This is a genomic window from Paenibacillus sp. J22P90 (assembly GCF_059692195.1).
This window is the reverse complement of record NZ_JCAUAY010000002.1, coordinates 794,741-812,699: the sequence shown is the minus strand read 5'-3', so window position 1 is coordinate 812,699 and position 17,959 is coordinate 794,741. Positions and strand designations below refer to the sequence as shown.

The 17,959-nt window shown below is 46.5% G+C and carries 14 protein-coding genes; 10 read left to right on the top strand and 4 right to left on the bottom strand.

Annotated elements, in window-relative coordinates; genetic code table 11:
• The first annotated feature begins 74 nt into the window (after window positions 1–74).
• The gene (locus tag AC58UX_RS08350) at window positions 75–515 is read left to right on the top strand and encodes an acyl-CoA thioesterase (RefSeq protein ID WP_497251351.1); all 441 of its coding nucleotides are present in this window, start codon (window positions 75–77) and stop codon (window positions 513–515) included.
• Between the two features lie 4 nt (window positions 516–519).
• Complete coding sequence (locus AC58UX_RS08345; RefSeq protein WP_497251349.1) at window positions 520–915, top strand: FxsA family protein; 396 nt, start codon at window positions 520–522, stop codon at window positions 913–915.
• 32 nt (window positions 916–947) lie between these two features.
• Here AC58UX_RS08345 and ytvI read toward each other — a convergent pair whose 3' ends face one another.
• On the bottom strand, window positions 948–2,033 hold the full coding sequence (ytvI, locus tag AC58UX_RS08340; RefSeq protein ID WP_497251347.1) for a sporulation integral membrane protein YtvI: 1,086 nt from the start codon (window positions 2,031–2,033) through the stop codon (window positions 948–950).
• A gap of 237 nt (window positions 2,034–2,270) precedes the next feature.
• Between ytvI and AC58UX_RS08335 the strand changes: the two genes are divergently transcribed.
• The gene (locus tag AC58UX_RS08335) at window positions 2,271–4,403 is read left to right on the top strand and encodes an RNA degradosome polyphosphate kinase (protein ID WP_497251345.1); all 2,133 of its coding nucleotides are present in this window, start codon (window positions 2,271–2,273) and stop codon (window positions 4,401–4,403) included.
• Here AC58UX_RS08335 and AC58UX_RS08330 read toward each other — a convergent pair.
• Window positions 4,369–5,907 carry a Ppx/GppA phosphatase family protein gene (locus tag AC58UX_RS08330; RefSeq protein WP_497251343.1) on the bottom strand — a complete coding sequence of 513 codons (1,539 nt, stop codon included), beginning with the start codon at window positions 5,905–5,907 and terminating at the stop codon, window positions 4,369–4,371. The two genes, AC58UX_RS08335 and AC58UX_RS08330, sit on opposite strands and share 35 nt — an antisense overlap.
• A gap of 300 nt (window positions 5,908–6,207) precedes the next feature.
• Between AC58UX_RS08330 and citZ the strand changes: the two genes are divergently transcribed.
• From citZ to AC58UX_RS08305, 5 genes are all read left to right on the top strand, one after another.
• Window positions 6,208–7,320, top strand: coding sequence for a citrate synthase (citZ, locus tag AC58UX_RS08325; protein ID WP_497251341.1), 1,113 nt, complete (start codon window positions 6,208–6,210; stop codon window positions 7,318–7,320).
• Between the two features lie 154 nt (window positions 7,321–7,474).
• The gene (icd, locus tag AC58UX_RS08320; protein WP_497251339.1) at window positions 7,475–8,773 is read left to right on the top strand and encodes an NADP-dependent isocitrate dehydrogenase; all 1,299 of its coding nucleotides are present in this window, start codon (window positions 7,475–7,477) and stop codon (window positions 8,771–8,773) included.
• 51 nt (window positions 8,774–8,824) lie between these two features.
• On the top strand, window positions 8,825–9,766 hold the full coding sequence (gene mdh, locus AC58UX_RS08315) for a malate dehydrogenase (protein ID WP_497251337.1): 942 nt from the start codon (window positions 8,825–8,827) through the stop codon (window positions 9,764–9,766).
• Window positions 9,767–9,949: 183 nt separating this feature from the next.
• Window positions 9,950–11,521, top strand: a complete 1,572-nt coding sequence (locus tag AC58UX_RS08310; protein ID WP_497251335.1) for a DNA-binding protein — start codon at window positions 9,950–9,952, stop codon at window positions 11,519–11,521.
• A gap of 196 nt (window positions 11,522–11,717) precedes the next feature.
• Window positions 11,718–12,152 (top strand): hypothetical protein, encoded by a 435-nt coding sequence (locus AC58UX_RS08305; RefSeq protein WP_497251333.1) that lies wholly within the window; start codon window positions 11,718–11,720, stop codon window positions 12,150–12,152.
• A gap of 69 nt (window positions 12,153–12,221) precedes the next feature.
• On the opposite strand, the gene yfbR is transcribed toward AC58UX_RS08305, so the two are convergent.
• Both yfbR and AC58UX_RS08295 read right to left on the bottom strand, forming a co-directional pair.
• Entirely contained in the window at window positions 12,222–12,818 is a 597-nt protein-coding gene (gene yfbR, locus AC58UX_RS08300; protein WP_171637869.1) for a 5'-deoxynucleotidase, read from the bottom strand.
• Between the two features lie 377 nt (window positions 12,819–13,195).
• On the bottom strand, window positions 13,196–14,332 hold the full coding sequence (locus AC58UX_RS08295) for a polysaccharide deacetylase family protein (RefSeq protein WP_497251331.1): 1,137 nt from the start codon (window positions 14,330–14,332) through the stop codon (window positions 13,196–13,198).
• A 117-nt stretch (window positions 14,333–14,449) separates the two neighbouring features.
• Here AC58UX_RS08295 and AC58UX_RS08290 point away from each other — a divergent pair, with 117 nt between their 5' ends.
• Window positions 14,450–16,000 (top strand): fumarate hydratase, encoded by a 1,551-nt coding sequence (locus tag AC58UX_RS08290; RefSeq protein WP_497251329.1) that lies wholly within the window; start codon window positions 14,450–14,452, stop codon window positions 15,998–16,000.
• Between the two features lie 134 nt (window positions 16,001–16,134).
• Window positions 16,135–17,934, top strand: coding sequence for a two-component system histidine kinase PnpS (gene pnpS / locus AC58UX_RS08285; RefSeq protein ID WP_497251327.1), 1,800 nt, complete (start codon window positions 16,135–16,137; stop codon window positions 17,932–17,934).
• Window positions 17,935–17,959: the final 25 nt, after the last annotated feature.

Here is a 17,959-nt window from a genome sequence, read left to right as displayed (position 1 = left end):
GCGAGAGTAATCTTGCTTCACTCTTTTTTTGCGTCTTATAATAGAATTATTAAGACCTATCGGGAGGATGTATCATGAGTCAGGAACAGTGGCATCATCATCAGCTGCGTGTGCGGTATCAGGAAACGGATCAAATGGGGGTTGTGTACCATGCCAACTATTTAACTTGGTTTGAAATTGGCCGGACAGAGCTGATTCGCTCCCTAGGGTATCCTTATCGAAAAATCGAGGAAATGGGCCTGCTTTTGCCTGTGACGGAAGCCGATCTTAAATTTAAGAAGCCTGCGCGCTACGATGATGTCATCGGCATTTATACACAGGTATCACAAATGAGCGGCGTACGGCTGCAATTTACGTATGAAATTCGCAGAATTCATGATGATCTTACCGAAGAATTACTGGTGACGGGAACATCTGGACATGTTTGGGTGAATCCTTCTTGGCGGCCCGTACGTATAGAGAAGGAAGCGCCAGAATTATGGCAGCTCATTGCGAAGTATACCGAGGGAGGCTGAACTTATGTTTCGTTGGATTCTTGCTATTTTTATTCTTGTGCCAGCGATTGAAATTACGATGTTAATCATGCTTGGACATCTTGTGGGAGGCTGGATGACCTTCCTGTTAATCATAGCGAGCGGTTTCTTAGGAGCATACTTTGCTAAGCGTGAGGGACGCAAGGTGATGGAATATGCGAAGTTTGAGTGGTCGCAAGGTCAGCTGCCCGCACAGCAAATTTTGGATGGGATTTGTATTTTCCTTGGCGGGATTTTGCTGATTACACCGGGCTTCATCACGGATATCTTAGGTTTCTTGCTCGTGTTTCCGTATACAAGACCGATCTTTAAAGTATTGCTGCTGGCCATCATTCGCAAACAAATTGGAAAAGGTAACATGCACATCATTCGTCGCCGATAAGCTTTCATCAAACCAAAGGCTCGGTCATCCTCCTATTTCGGAGGTGCCGAGCCTTTATGTATGTATGCTGCGATATCGTGGAAGATATTCGCGCGGTAGAAGGCAGTGATGAGGATCAGCGATACAGGCCCGACGATGAGTCCTAACAGCCCGAAAAGCTTTAACCCTACAAACATGGCTATGAGTGTTGCCAGCGGGTCTAGGCCGACGGAGGAGGCTAATACCTTGGGCTCCATAATTTGCCGCGCGATTACAATTACTCCGTACAGAACACTAAGCCCGATGCCAAGCATGATATTTCCTTGTGCGAAGAAAACATACAGAATCCACGGCACCATGACGGCGCCTGTACCCAGATACGGCATCAGGTCAGCTAATCCCGTTAACAAACCAATGGTGATCGCATAATCAACACGGAGTATAAGCAAGCCGATGATCACAACTAACGCAGTAAGTGAAACAAGGATCAGTTGAGCTCTCATATAACCGAACAACGCTTTTTGCAAATCAGTGCGGATGAGCTTTGTTGTTTTAACAATCACGTCTGAGAAGATGCCCTTATAACGCTTGATCAACCCATACCAATCCTTACTGATGAAAAAGGTGGCCAGCATCACAATGATGGTGATCGTTGCGATATTAGGAAGTGAGGTCAAGAAGGCTTTGAGTGCCGCAAACGTATAAGTAATAACCAATTTGCTAATGTCAGCAATTGAACCTGCTGTAGACGAGAGATTGGTGTTAACCGTCTCCTGATATTTCGGATTATTTTCAAAAAACTCATTCACGCGCTCAATCCATTGTTGGAAGGTGATCGAATTAATGAAAACATTAAATTCCTCTACCCAGCGGTTAATTTGCAGTTGGATCGTATCCGCAAGGGAGCCTAGCTCTACGACGATGTTGGCCACCAGTAACGTGATGATGGTGACCATCGCAGCGAGGAAGATGAGCATAGATAACGTGACAGACAGCCATCTGGGCAGCTTTAATTTGAACTGAAAGAAATTCACAAGCGGATTGAGCATAAGTGCAATAATCCAACCAAAAATAAAGGGGTAAATCAGTGGGATGATATAGTAAAAGGCTAGGGCCAGCAAAAAGACAATAATTGCCACCCATATGCCCCTGAATATTTGGTGAACTAAGCGCGGATTTAGGATACCCATGGTAGGAATCACTCCTTGTTATAAGTCAATATTATTGTAACATGAACATGGATAAATACGGAAATAGTATGATATTTACAAAATCTTAATATATTGAAATACAGGGAATTGGATTGTCGCTCCCTAAGACCCATAGTACAATAAAGATACTAGATCACTAAAAAAAGGAAAATTACTGGAGGATTTATGAGTATTGCGCGCGAACCAGACCTGAAGGAAGTAAAAGAACACAAAGAAGTCAAAGAAATTTCAACCAAGTACATTAATCGTGATTTGAGCTGGATTGAGTTCAATTGGCGTGTGCTTGAAGAGGCGCAAGATGCGAGCACACCACTGCTGGAGCGTGTGAAATTTCTGTCGATCGTGTCGAGCAATCTCGATGAATTCATGAGTGTTCGTGTCGCAGGACTCAAGGATCAGATTAAGGCTGGTTATACGAAAAAAGATTTTACCGGCTACACACCGGCTGGACTCATTAAAAGAATTATGAAGCGCACAGCGAAAATGGTAACAGAGCAGTACAAAACGTATCGTGAAGTAACGCGGCTTTTAACCAAAGAGGGCATTCTATTCACTGAATACGAAGATCTGAATACGTCACAGAAGAAAGCCATGGATGCTTATTATCATGATATTATTTTTCCAGTGCTTACTCCGATGGCAGTCGATCAAAGTCGTCCATTTCCACTAGTACATAATCAATCGTTATATTTGGCCGTGTTGCTTGTGCGTGAGGGAGAGGATCTGGATGAGGAGCCTTTCTTCGCAATCGTTCAAATTCCTAGCAATTTATCGCGGTGCATACCTGTTCCAACCCGTTCAAATAGTAAAAAGACCGAGTTTATCCTCCTAGAGGAGCTGATCGAGCACCATATTCAGTCTTTATTCAGCGGGTACATCCCGATTTCCGTGCATGGCTTCCGAGTGACGCGTAATGCGGATTTAACGCTCAACGAAGAGGGCGCAGAGGATTTGCTGGAAGAGATCGAAAAGGAGCTTAGGCGCAGACGCTGGGGCTCTCCTGTGAGACTGGAGGTCCAAGAGGGGATACATCCGTATGCTTTGGCTCAATTGCAAGATGAGTTCGAGATTGAGGAACAAATCTTTGAGATTGATGGCCCTCTGGACATCACGTACTTTATGAAGCTTGCGAACACGTTGAATGGCTTTGATAACCTTCGCTATCCGCGTATTGCTGCCAAATATCCAATCGAGTTCGAAGATACGGCTGACGCATCTGACTTTTTCAATATTCTTAAAACGAAAGATGTCCTTGTGCATCACCCGTACGAGACGTTTGATGCAGTTACGGACTTTATCGTCCATGCCGCTTATGATCCACACGTATTGGCAATTAAAATGACGCTGTACCGGGCAAGCGGTAAATCACCCATTATTCAGGCTTTGGCGAGAGCGGCAGAATCCGGGAAGCAAGTGACGGTGGTTGTCGAGCTGAAGGCCAGGTTCGATGAAGAGCGAAATATTGCGTGGGCTAGGATGCTTGAGAAATCGGGCTGCCACGTGGTTTACGGACTAGTCGGACTCAAAACACATGCGAAAATCACACTTGTCGTACGGCAGGAGGAGAATACGCTTCGTCGTTATGTCCATGTCGGTACAGGTAACTACAATGACAGTACGGCTAAGTTATATACCGACGTTGGATTGTTCACTTCGAACAGTGTCATTGGAGAAGACGCTTCTGCACTTTTCAATGAGATAACGGGATACTCAGCACCCCATGATTGGCAATCGTTCGCGGTTGCTCCAACGGATTTGAAAGATAAGCTGTTCGAACTCATCGCACGTGAATCTGCGCATGCTAAAGCAGGTCGTCCTGCTCGGATTATTGCCAAAATGAACTCCCTATCCAATCAAGAGATGGTTGATGCGCTATACGCGGCGTCACAGGCTGGCGTGAAGATTGAGCTTATAATACGAGGCGTTTGCTGCTTGCGGCCAGGCGTACCCGGTCTTAGTGAGAATATTACCGTTCGGAGCATTGTAGACCGATTTTTGGAGCATTCAAGGATCTACTATTTCGAAAATGGGGGACACGTCGACGTCTACTTATCTTCGGCTGACTGGATGACGCGTAATTTAACGCGGAGAATTGAATTGATGTGTCCTGTTTTGGATCGAGAAATGAAGAAAATGATGATTCAAATTCTTAACGTGTCTCTCCATGATAACGTCAAAGCGAGAGAACTCATGTCTAATGGGATGTACACACGCATAAAAAATGAACTGACCCCTTATCGGAGCCAGTTCGAGGCGATGCGGATTACATCATGGAAGAAACTCCGGCGTGAGTCGTAAGCTTGAGTCCCCAAATTTTTTCGAAATCTTTGGTAAAGGCGTTGAGCTCCTTAAGCTCCAAATGCGGGCTATGGACACAGAGCATCTTGAGGTTCATCGATTTTTCATGGCGCTGGATACTGAGCTCTCGAATGGGCTGTATTTGACTAGTATCCAAGGCAATGGCAAGTTTTAAAATAGCACCTAACTTTACGATTAAGTCTACATCGGATTCCAGCAGTAGGTCCTTGTACACAAGAGCCTGCTGCAAAGTCCGATTTTTTGTTTTGAAGGTTGCGATAAGCGAAGCGATGACAATTTCCCGATGGCTTAAGCCGTCAATATGAGCTTCTTGGATCATATACTCGGAGTGCTTGAGGAATTGGTAGTAATGAACGCTCACGCCAATCCGGTACAAAAGCGCAGCGGTATGCAGCATTAGCTTGCCGCGTGCTTCAAGTGCTATTGATGGACCTAGCGCATCATATAGCTGCATGGCAAAAGCATCGATATGGCGAACATGCTTGACGGCGGCATTAGGGTGGAGTGCTAGTACATTCTTGATGCTCGCTTCCAACACATTGGCTTTAATTGGCTGCTTCGAGTTCAAGGTTTCAAAGAAAAGTCCGTCGCGCAAGCCGGACCCGCTTATGACGCAAGCAGAGGACTTAGCTGCTTCGAAGATCGTCTCCAGAATGAGTAAACCTGGCACCATAATATCGGCCCGTTCTTTGGCGAGGCCATCGACTTTCTTTCTTTTTTCAATAGGCATCGAGGATAAAAGGGTTGAAAATACTTGAAGCTCCCCTGGCTTCATCACGTAATTATGAGCAAGCTGGAGCGGATATTTGTTGCGCTTGCGGCTCATTTTGCCCAGTGTCCGAATCGTCCCTCCCAGTCCTACCAAAGGAAGCTCAGGGGAATTTGAAATCCAAGGCTGAGCGGCTAGCGCTTCTTGTACCATTTTTCGAATATTGCTCATTTCTTGCTCGGTTAAGTTAGCGCCCTTCATATATTGGCGAGTCGTATTCACTGCACCGAAAGGAAAAGAGACCGTATGTACCAATTCTCGGTCCTTGACTAAGGAGACCTCGGTACTCCCACCACCGATATCGATGATCATACCATCGCGTATATCCATGGAGTTGATAACGCCGAGATATCCGAATCGAGCTTCCTCATATCCGCTCAAAACCTCAATGCAAAGCCCGGTTTTCTCCTCGAGGACGCGTACGATTTCCAAGGTGTTGGCCGCATTCCTAACAGCTGCTGTGGCAACAGCTCGGACGGTTGTGACAAATTGCGACTGGCATAATAATGCATAGTGGGTTAAGATGGGAACGATGGAATGAATATCGGTGCTATGTAAAATGTTATCGGGCCCCATGCGCTCACTAAGTCTTGCGGAATCTTTATGCTCGCTGACCACGCGATAAGCTCCTTGGGCATTTATCTCATAAATGACAAGTCGAATCGAGTTGGATCCGATATCAATGATGCCGATCCTCGTTGTATGGTTGCTCATAATGTCGCTCCTCTTTAACTCATTTCACGGATTCATTGGTTTCATTGTAACAATCTCCAACTATGTCTACAAATTTTTCCTCACATGCTGAATAATTCGAGGAATTTAACAAAAACTTGTATCGTATGTTTGGAAGCATCGAAAGAAAACAATGGTGTAAAATGGCTGCCAAAAAGAATTTCTATGGTAGTGATAATGAACTTCTATGACCCCGTTTGTTCACTTACCGAGTAAAATACTTTATTATTAAGAGTAGAAACAGCAATAATTTGCTAATAGAGTAGCTAAGGAGAGATTCCCATGTCTGCAACCAAAGGTTTAGAAGGAATTGTAGCCACAACCTCGTCGATCAGCTCCATTGTAGATGGTGTGCTTACGTATCGCGGGATTGATATTGATGACCTCGCAGAAAATGCGACATTTGAAGAAGTTATTTATTTACTTTGGTTCGGAAAATTGCCTACACAAGCTGAGCTTGAGAAATTGCAAAGCGACCTGAACGCATATAGCAAAGTACCTGATGCGGTAATTGACCTTATTCGTGCATTCCCGAAAGATGTTAACTCCATGGCCGCGCTTCGTACAGCGGTTTCCGCACTTGCCCTGTATGATGAAGAGGCGAATGATGCTAGCATGGAATCCAATGTGCGTAAAGCGATCAAGCTGCAAGCACAAATTCCTGGTATTATCGCAGCTTTCGCACGTATTCGTGAAGGCAAAGAGCCAGTTGCTTCCCCTGGATATTCATCCGTAGCTGCTAACTTCTTGTTCCAGCTTACAGGCAAAGAGCCAGACAAAGTAGCTATCGAGGCTTTGGATAAAGCGTTAGTTCTACATGCTGACCACGAGTTGAATGCATCGACATTTGCAGCGCGTGTAACAGTAGCAACATTGACAGATATCTACTCCGGTATCACTTCTGCGATCGGTACGCTTAAAGGACCTCTTCACGGTGGTGCGAACGAAGCGGTTATGGTAATGCTAGAGGAGATCGGTACTGTTGAAAATGTTGTGCCTTACATCAACGGTAAATTAGAGCGCAAAGACAAAATCATGGGCTTTGGTCACCGCGTATACAAAAACGGCGATCCTCGCGCGAAGCACTTGCAAAAAATGTCTTATGAGCTTGGCAAATTGACGGGCAACTTGAAATGGTACGAAATGTCCATTAAAGCAGACGAGTTGGTAACAGGTCTTAAAGGCTTGAAACCAAACGTAGACTTCTACTCGGCATCCGTATACACAACGTTGGAAATTCCTCGCGACTTGTTCACGCCGATCTTCGCGATCAGCCGTACATCCGGTTGGGCCGCTCATATTCTTGAGCAGTACGAGAACAACCGCTTGATCCGTCCTCGCGCAGAGTATACAGGTCCAGTAAACCAAAAATATGTTCCAATTAGCCAACGCTAATTGTTATAGATGTGAACTCAAGGTGCGGGCAGTTGGGTACTGAGCTCCAGAACATCTGGAGGAGTACTGCTACTCCCGTCACTTTTTGTGTGCCTAGCTTTGCACAGCATATAGAAGAAACCATTTTAGACAAATTTGAGGAGGAGCAATTATCATGCCACAATTCGAAGCTTACGAACTTCCAACAGAAGGTCAAAAAATCACGATCGAGAACGGTGTTCTGCAAGTCCCTAACAACCCAATTATCCCTTTCATCGAGGGTGACGGTACAGGTCCTGACATCTGGGCAGCATCCGTACGCGTGCTAGATGCAGCAGTTGAGAAAGCATACAAAGGCGAGAAAAAAATCGCTTGGTACGAAGTATTTGCTGGTGAGAAAGCATTTAACAAATTCAACAACTGGTTGCCAAACGATACGTTAACAGCTATGCGCGAATACATCGTGTCCATCAAAGGACCTCTTACTACACCTATCGGTGGCGGTATCCGTTCCCTAAACGTGGCACTTCGTCAAGAGCTTGATCTTTACGTATGTTCCCGTCCAGTTCGTTACTTCAATGGCGTTCCATCCCCAGTTAAACGTCCTGAGTTGGTTGACATGGTTATTTTCCGTGAAAATACAGAAGATATCTACGCAGGTATCGAGTGGGAAGCTGGTTCCGAAGCTGTTAAGAAAGTAATCTCTTTCTTGCAAAATGAAATGGGCGTTAATAAAATCCGTTTCCCAGAAACTTCAGGTATCGGTGTTAAGCCAGTATCTTCCGAAGGTACAGAGCGTTTGGTTCGCGCTGCGATCGAGTACGCAATCAAACACGGCCGCAAAACGTTGACGTTGGTACACAAAGGTAACATCATGAAGTTCACAGAAGGCGCGTTCAAAAACTGGGGTTATGAGTTGGCTGAGCGTGAATATGCTGATAAAACATTCACATGGGCACAATACGACCGTATCAAAGAAGCAGAAGGCGCTGAAGCAGCGAACAAAGCTCAAAAAGACGCTGAAGCTGCTGGCAAAATCATCGTAAAAGATGCGATTGCTGACATCGCTCTTCAACAAGTATTGACACGTCCAACTGATTTTGACGTAATCGCTACATTGAACCTGAACGGTGACTACCTGTCTGATGCACTAGCTGCACAAGTTGGCGGTATCGGTATCGCTCCAGGAGCTAACATCAACTACTTGACTGGTCACGCGATCTTCGAAGCAACTCACGGTACAGCTCCTAAATATGCTGGTCTTGATGTTGTTAACCCAGGTTCCGTTATCCTTTCCGGCGTAATGTTGCTTGAGCACCTTGGCTGGTTGGAAGCTGCTCAATTGATCTACAAAGGCTTGGAAACATCCATCAACAACAAAACCGTTACTTATGACTTCGCACGTTTGATGGAAGGCGCTACTGAAATCAAGTGCTCCGAGTTCGCAAACGAAATCATCAAAAACATGGCTTAATTTGCTTAAAAGGATTTGTTTGACTACAAAAAAGTAGGAGGTAAATCTCAAATGGCAATTCGTCGTAATAAGATTACCGTTGTTGGCGCGGGTTTCACTGGTGCTACAACTGCTCTGATGTTAGCTCAAAAAGAACTTGGTGACGTCGTTCTTCTCGACATTCCGCAATTGGAGAACCCTACAAAGGGTAAGGCGCTTGACATGCTTGAAGCAGGTCCTGTTCAAGGCTTTGATGCACAAATCACAGGTACATCCAACTACGCTGATGCAGTTGGCTCCGACATCGTAATTATCACTGCTGGTATCGCTCGTAAGCCGGGTATGAGCCGCGATGATCTCGTGAATACGAATGCAGGTATCGTGAAATCCGTTTGTGAGAATGTGAAGGAAGTTGCACCTGATTCCATTGTTATCATCTTAAGTAATCCCGTCGATGCCATGACGTACGTCGCTTATCAAGCGCTCGGTTTTCCCAAAAACCGCGTAATCGGTCAATCCGGTGTCCTTGATACAGCGCGTTACCTGACATTTATCTCCCAAGAGTTGAACGTATCCGTTGAGGATGTAAAAGGTGTTGTGATCGGCGGACACGGCGATGACATGGTTCCACTCGTACGCTACACCTACGCTGGCGGAGTGCCAATCGAGAAGCTGATTTCAGCTGATCGCATTGAAGCTATCGTACAACGTACGCGTACTGGCGGCGGTGAAATCGTCAACTTGCTTGGTAACGGTAGTGCATACTACGCACCCGCAGCTTCTCTTGTGCAAATGACGGAAGCCATCCTTAAAGATAAAAAACGAATCATCCCAACCATCGCACTTCTTGAAGGCGAGTATGGCTACGATAATTTGTTCATGGGTGTACTTACAGTACTCGGCGCTAACGGTATCGAGAAAATCATGGATATCGAACTGACCGATGCTGAAAAAGCAGCTTTGGACAAAACAGCGGAGTCCGTACGCAATGTCATTAAAGTTGTAGCTGGTTAAGAGATATGAAAAGAAGGACCAATCTCCTAGTTTTAGGGGGTTGTTTTTTTTTGTATGGATGCACAAAAAGTTGTTGATTTTGTAAATTAATTTCCAAACGCTATCCCATGAACATGGCCTATGATACGATATGTATAGCCACAAATTGGCTAAATATTCCATGGGATGGTGGGAGAATTGATATTGAAAAGAAGTTGGTTTGGCAAGAAAAGCTTGCGAAGATTATGTGTGACCGCGGCGATATCCAGCACTTTGTTAAGCGTCGTACCGCAAGCATGGGCGGAAGGTCCGAGTGACCCAGCACCATCGCTTACTCCTGCATCCCCGAATGGAAAAAAGGTGTTGTTTGATAATACCCATGGTCAAACGGCAGGAGCCGCTGACTGGGTAATTGATGGGGCTTTCTCTGATTTTGCGAACGCGCTTAAGAATACCGGTTATTATGTGAAAGAGTTACGCAAAAGTACAGCAATTACGTTGTCGGACTTATCTGCTTATGATGTATTCGTTATTGGGGAAGCGAATATCCCTTATAAAACGTCAGAACAAAGCGCTATGCTGCAATATGTGCAAGCTGGCGGGAGTATTTTTTTCATTGGAGATCATTACAATGCCGATCGGAATAAGAACCGTTGGGATTCATCTGAGGTATTCAATGGGTATCGTCGAGGGGCGTGGACAAATCCGGCATTGGGGATGAGCACGGCAGAAGCATCATCGGCGGCGATGTCAGGCGTAGCGAGCTCAGATTGGCTTTCCACAAACTTTGGCGTACGTTTCAGATACAATGCGCTGGGTGATATTACAGCTAACAACATTGTGACGGGAGCGCAAGGCTTTGGGATTACGAGCGGCGTATCCACGGTGGCCATGCATGCGGGTTCGACATTAGCAATTACAAATCCGAATAAAGCGAAAGGTATTGTGTATTTGCCAGCGACAACGACGAAATGGTCGAGTGCGGTGGATCAAGGGGTATACAATGGAGGCGGCGTTGCGGAAGGACCGTACGTGGCTGTGGCGAAAGTAAGCGCAGGTAAAGCGGGCTTCATTGGCGATTCCTCGCCAGTGGAGGATGCGACACCGAAATATTTAAAGGAAGAGACCGGTGGTGCGAAAACTACATATGCTGGTTTCCAAGAGCAGAATGACGCAACGTTACTAGTCAATATGGTCAATTGGCTAGCTACGAAAGAGAGCTATACAAGCTTGACGCAGGTGTCAGGTTTAACCCTAGACACAGCGACCACTCTCTACACGTGGGAACAGCCAGCGAATACGACAGAGCCGCAAACGGAGCCATGGGCGGTACCAGCGACTGGTTACAAGTGGTATGACCCGACTACATTTAAACCAGGATCGTATGGGGCTCCGTCTTCTACCAACACGACAGATCCTTTTGCCTTCGTTCATCAAGCTCAGTTGCCAAATCAATATGTGTTCCAAGTCAAAGTGATTATGAATGGGTTAGCTGCAAATTCGACAACGACTGGCTATAATTTGGGCATCTATAATAGTTCGGGTACGCAAGTCGCCAAGGTACAGAACAGTGATAGCACATGGCCTTCTGCGTACGGGTACAGTGCGAACTTCTCAATGACGGCTAATGCGAGTGGTCATGCGGAAAAAATAGTGAATGTACAAATCAATCCAACAGCATCAGGCGCTGCCAGCATGCGGATTAGGCAAAATACAACAAACAAGTTCACGGAAGCTGTGACGATTGCAAATGTTGCTGTAGTGCCTCTGCCATAGGATATTAAATGCAACCCCAGCCCAAGCTTGGTTTCAAAAACTTGGGGGACTGGGGTTGTTTTCTGCTTATTTGGTCACATTTTTATGGAGATATGGTGAAATTGATACTAAGTTGGCATCGCTTTCTTGTTACGTTCCATCTGAATCTGTATACTAAAAGAGAACGATTCTAAATAAAATTGCGGAGGTCGACTCAATGTATCAAGTTATGATTTTTTTACATGTCATTAGCGCGTTAATGCTTGGCTCTTATGTTGTTTTCCCTTTCATTGTGGGACGAGCTGCAAGCCTATCCGGCGCAGGACAAGAAAGCTTCATGGGATTGTTATCGACGATTAATCGTGTTGGTCAATTTTCTTTGATTGTAACGTTCCTTTCTGGTGGAGCTATGGTAAGCCAAATTGACCCTATGCCTTCTGCTTTGTGGATGGCGCTGGCTGTAATCTTGCTAGTCATTGTTGGAGCAGTTACAGGCATGATCGGTGGTCGCATCAAAAAATTAAAAGCGAACAGCGCTGCAGGAAAAAGTACGGCTGCTGATGCTGCGAAAATTAAAACTTTTAGCTGGATCGCTTCCATTGCGGTTATCCTTGCTATTTTGATTATGACAAATCCTCAAATCTTGGCTTAATAGATAGTAAGTAAAAAGAACCTCTTATCTCGCATGAATCATGCGGTGTAAGGGGTTCTTTTGTTGGAGCTAGCTCGGGTCGGCGATGTCCAAGGTGATCTCATCTAACGTTTTCTCGAAGGAAGCACTCATATGCTCAAGGAAATAATCAACTTCCGGCATGTTCATCTTCTTCAAGCTATCTAGGACTTGCTGTTTGGCGACGACGAACTCGCGATTGCCCGTAGAGAGCTCAGTTAGACATTTGATATAAGCTTCGATCAGATCAGCTGCCTTGACCCAGCGATAAAGCTCAGGGTCAGGATCTTGGATGAGACCACGGTAGATGCTGCTAAGTGCTGGTGGAATTGTGCCAATCAGCCGTTCAACCGCAACATCCTCAATTTCACGGAAATTGCGCAGAATTTGCTCATTATTGTGTTTAACTGGCTGAGGAATGTCACCTGTCAGCACCTCGGAAGCATCGTGAAACAAAGCGATGGATACGACCCGGTCGGTGGGCACATTCCCGCCGTAGACCTCATTGGAGATGGTGCAGAGCATATGCGCAATCGAAGCTACGTAGAAGGAGTGCTCGGCTACGTTTTCGCGGCGCATGTTCCACATCAGGCTCCAGCGGTCGATATATTTGAGACGATATAAGTAGGCAAAAAAGTGATGATTCATTATATGTTCCTCCTGAAAACGGAGCGCATGCATTCCGTAATTTATTGTCCCCTAACAGGTATATCACTTCGGTTATTTGAAGTCAATAAACATGAGGGAAGATATAGACAAGCTTGTTGGAATCTGTTTTAGTTCGGTATTGCCGAACTAAATCGAGGATATCAGTTGGAAAAGAGCGATTAGTTCGATTCTGCCGAATTATTTGCTCACTTTTCGAAGGTGGAGGTTGTTAAGGCCGATTTAGTTCGGCAAATTAGGACTATTGATGAAAAGATGGCACGGGCAGTGGGATTAGTTTGGTAAATTCCAACTAATGGCGGAGTAAGAGTGGTGTAGGTAGCAAAAAAAGGCAACACGAATGACCGTGTTGCCTTTTTTTATTTCACGCTCGGCGCCACCCGCACCGCCACCTTACCGGTGGCTGGGGTGTAGACGAGCGGCTGCCCGATCAGCGCTTGCAGATCATCAAGCGCGATCGTGACCTGCCCGTGCTCTCGCAGCACGGGCTGCCGCAGCCGGACGCGCGCGTCGCCGCGCGTCGCGGTCTTGGCATTCACCTGCAGGGTGAATGCCGCTTGCCCGAGGCGGAGGCGAAGCTCTCCGCCTTCCACTACAGCGCTGCCGCCGAGCTGCGCGGTGGCAGCGGCCGCGTCCACGCGCAGCGGTGCGCTGCCCGGCTGCGCCACAACCCGGCGCTGGATCGAGCGCTGCAGCAGCTCCGGCGTGATGCCGGGGCTGCCCGCGTTGATCCGCGGGATTAACATGTGATCGGCGCTGCGCGTCGCCATCTCGGGTGAGATCGTGAATGCGTAGCGGATGCCCGCCTTCTTCACCTGCTCCGTCGCCACTGGCGACGTGATGCCGAACGGGTACGCCATCGCGTCTAGCGGCTTGTCCGTTAGCGGAGCAAGCTTGCCGACGCAGGCTTGCGTGTCCTGGAACACACGCTGCTGATAAGCAGCGTCGGTGTCGCCTTCGACCTTGCCCACAAGCGCTGCTTCCCCGCTTGGCAGCTTGTGGTGAAGGTCGTCTGTGTGGCAGCCAATATCGATGAAATTCGTCGCATGCGTCATTTCACTGACCTGTTCATTAGACATCGACGGAATGTAAGAAGCCAAGGGGGTCGTTAAGTCCTTCGTGATGACGAAGTTGACAGCGGGTATGCGTAAGCTTTTAAGGATTGGATAAGCACCAGTAAAAAAGCTTTGATACCCATCATCAAAGGTAACCAGCACCGCGTTCGTGGGAACCGTTGCGCCTGCCATGAACATTTTAAACTCATCTAATGATATAAAATGATAGCCTTTGCTGAGCAGCGTTGTAAGCTGATTTTGAAATAATGTACTTGTAATCGTGCTAGAGCTCGTATCCGTATCGTGAATGTGATGATACATTAGGACGGCAACTTGATCTTGATAATAAATGGTCTCGGAAGGTTTTGCCTGCAGAGGTGTCAGTAAAAGCGTAAGCCCTAGTAGACTAACGAGAACCGAGATTGCGATTCTTTTGTACATGTCAGCGAATCTCCTTGTTTTGCTCACAAGAACCGTCGAACTGTTCCTATGAGGTATGGTATAATGGTTTATATTCTTTAAGATTATGCGGGTAATTGAGAGGAGATAGACAGCGTTATGCAACATTTTTATCAAAGCGTATATGATTTAATCGTTGAAACATCCACGAATCTTCCTGGTGATGTTCGCCGAGCGGTTCAAGCCGCCCAAGTTAGAGAGGACAATGGCACGCGTTCCGCGTTGTCGCTATCCCGAATTGCCGATAACATTCACATGGCAGAAACGAACGTATCCCCGATTTGTCAGGATACAGGAATGCCAACGTTTATTATACACTGTCCTGTTGGGGCAAACCAAATCATAATGAAGAAACATATCCTAGAAGCGGTTGCGAACGCGACTAAGGCTAGCAAGCTTCGTACGAATTCTGTTGATTCCCTAACAGGTGCGAATAGCGGGGATAACCTCGGACCAGGAACACCTGTGATTCATTTCGAGCAATGGGAACGTGAAGATGTTGAAGTGAAGCTCATTCTTAAAGGCGGCGGCTGCGAGAACAAAAACATTCAATACAGCTTGCCAGCAGAGCTTGAAGGTGTAGGCAAGGCAGGTCGTGACCTCGACGGTATTCGCAAATGCGTGATGCATGCGGTGTATCAAGCGCAAGGTCAAGGCTGTAGCGCAGGCTTTATCGGGGTTGGAATCGGTGGAGATCGGACAAGCGGTTATGAGCTTGCTAAGCATCAATTGTTCCGCCATGTCGACGATGTGAATCCGCATCCCGATCTTCGCAAAGTCGAAGAGTACGTGATGGAGCACGCGAATACACTGGGAATTGGTACAATGGGCTTTGGCGGTCAAGTGACATTGCTTGGTTGTAAAGTTGGCGTTATGAACCGTTTGCCAGCTAGTTTCTTCGTTTCTGTAGCGTACAACTGTTGGGCGTTTCGCCGTCAAGGCGTGATTCTCAATGCGGAGACAGGCGAAATCAACGGCTGGTCTTACCCAAGAGGTGGAGAGGTTTCCTTCCAAGAGGCTTTTGAAGCAAGTGCGGAAGAAGCTAAAAACACACCGCAAGAAGAACGTCGCGAGATCGTACTAACGACTCCGATTTCGGAAGAGCAAATTCGCAGCTTGAAGGTCGGTGACGTAGTCGTTATTAATGGAACGATGCACACGGGACGCGATGCGCTGCACAAATATTTGATGGATCATGATGCGCCAATCGATCTGAACGGAGCTGCAATTTATCACTGTGGGCCGGTTATGGCCAAAGATGATGCTGGCGAGTGGCATGTGAAGGCGGCTGGACCGACAACGAGTATTCGTGAGGAGCCTTACCAAGGCGATATTATTAAAAAGTTCGGTATCCGCGCAGTCATCGGTAAAGGCGGCATGGGTTCGAAAACGCTAGCTGCACTGAAAGAGCACGGCGGTGTGTACTTGAATGCGATCGGTGGAGCGGCACAATATTACGCCCAATGTTTCAAAAAGGTTGAAGGCGTCGACTATCTGGAATTTGGTATTCCCGAAGCGATGTGGCATCTGGAAACTGAAGGTTTCGCTGCGATTGTAACGATGGATTCACACGGCAACAGTTTGCATGCAGACGTTGAAAAGAACTCACTAGAAAAACTAGCAGCGCTGAAAGAGCCTGTGTTTAAATAAGTTTCATGTCGTGGGACACCTTTACAAAAAAAATACTGGATTAGCTTTAGGAAAAAGGGTTACTATTTAGAGTAGCCCTTTTTCTTTTTTTTGGTTGAAATCGGCACACAACTCTGTTGGAGGTTAACGCATCCATGACCAAATTTCGTGCAAAGCTAACCCTAATTTTAATCTTATTAATTGGATGCTCCATGTTGGTTGCCGGTATTTTCATGGCGAAGGTGCTGGAGAGCTCACATGTGAAGTCTTTGCAAGAAAATATGGAAAGAGAACTGCATGTGATTGTCTCAAGCGGTGAATGGGATTATAAAGGGACGACGGATGCTGAGCTGTACAAGTATTATTCCGCACAGACTCATCGTTTGAAAGATGTAACAGGCGAGCGATTGACCTATGTACGCGCTGACGGCAAAGTGCTCGGTGACTCTGATCAACTGCCTGAGCAAATGGACAATCACTTAACGAGGCCAGAAATTGCCGCAGCAGCGAAAGAAGGGGTCGGCTATACGACACGTTATAGCGATACATTAAAAGAGACCATGCTGTATGCCGCCATTCCGGTTAAAAATGAAGCTAAAGCGACCATCGGTTTCTTACGGATTTCGATGAGTTTAGCACAGATCGATCAGTCCATACGTAGTTTATGGTATTTCCTCTTCTCAGGACTTTTAATTCTATTCATTATTGCTGGGATCGTTAGTTATCGCATCGCCAAAGGGATTACACGCCCTATCGAGCGGATGACTAAGGTGGCGCAGCAAATTACGAATTTGAATTATGAGTCTCGTGTGCCTGCTTATCGAAATGATGAGGTTGGGCAGCTTGGGCAGGCAATTAATCGCATGTCAGAAAGCTTGCAGGGACAGATGGCGCGTATTCAAGAGAACGAACGCAGACTGCAAGGTGTTATGGAAAACATGATGAGCGGCATCATGATGATTGACCGCGATGAGCGGATTATGCTGCTCAACCCTTCGGCAGAGGCGATTTTGGGCTTTTCGTCCCAAGAGCTATTAGGGAAGAAATATAATGAAGCGAAGCAGCAGTACGATTTTACAAAGCTGATTCAAGAATGTATTGAGCTGCAGGAGCCGATCTCTGACGAGATGATGTTCTACTATCCTGCGGAGCGTATCTTGGATATCCATTTGAGTCCGATCGCCCATGAGGATGAAGAATGGTCTGGCGTGCTTATTGTATTGCACGATATTACGGCCGTACGCCGATTAGAGCGCATGCGCAGCGAGTTCGTCGCCAATGTTTCTCATGAGCTAAAGACGCCGATTGCGGCGGTGAAAGGTTTTGCGGAGACGCTGCTGGCAGGCGCGTTAAATGATAAGGAAACGGCGGTATCGTTTCTGCAGATCATTTTTGATGAGAGTGAGCGGTTAAATCGGTTGATTGGGGATATTCTGGAGCTTTCGAAGATTGAATCGAAGCGGATTCCGATGAATTTTTCACCTGTTTATTTGCCGGAGTTTCTGGAGAGATCCTTTACTGTCTTGCGAAAAGAAGCAGAGAAGAAGCATATTGAGCTCAGCATGCTGGTTGAAGACGATATGTATATCGAAGCGGATGAGGATCGATTGCGGCAAATCATTATTAATCTGCTGTCTAATGGTATCGCGTATACGCAGGAGGGCGGCAAGGTCAGATTGCGCGTTGAGCCGCTGGAGACGAATGCCGATGGAGATTATGAACGATTGCGAATCATCGTGTCGGATACGGGGATGGGGATACCGAAGAAGGATTTACCGCGGATTTTTGAACGGTTTTATCGTGTAGATAAAGCACGTTCTAGAAGCTCAGGTGGAACAGGACTCGGATTATCGATCGTCAAGCATCTTGTGGAGCTGCATAAAGGAACGATTCGCGTTGAAAGTGAAGTTGGGGTAGGGACCAAATTTATTATCGAGCTACCTGTGATTCATTAAAAATGGGTTCGAACTTTGTGCGGAT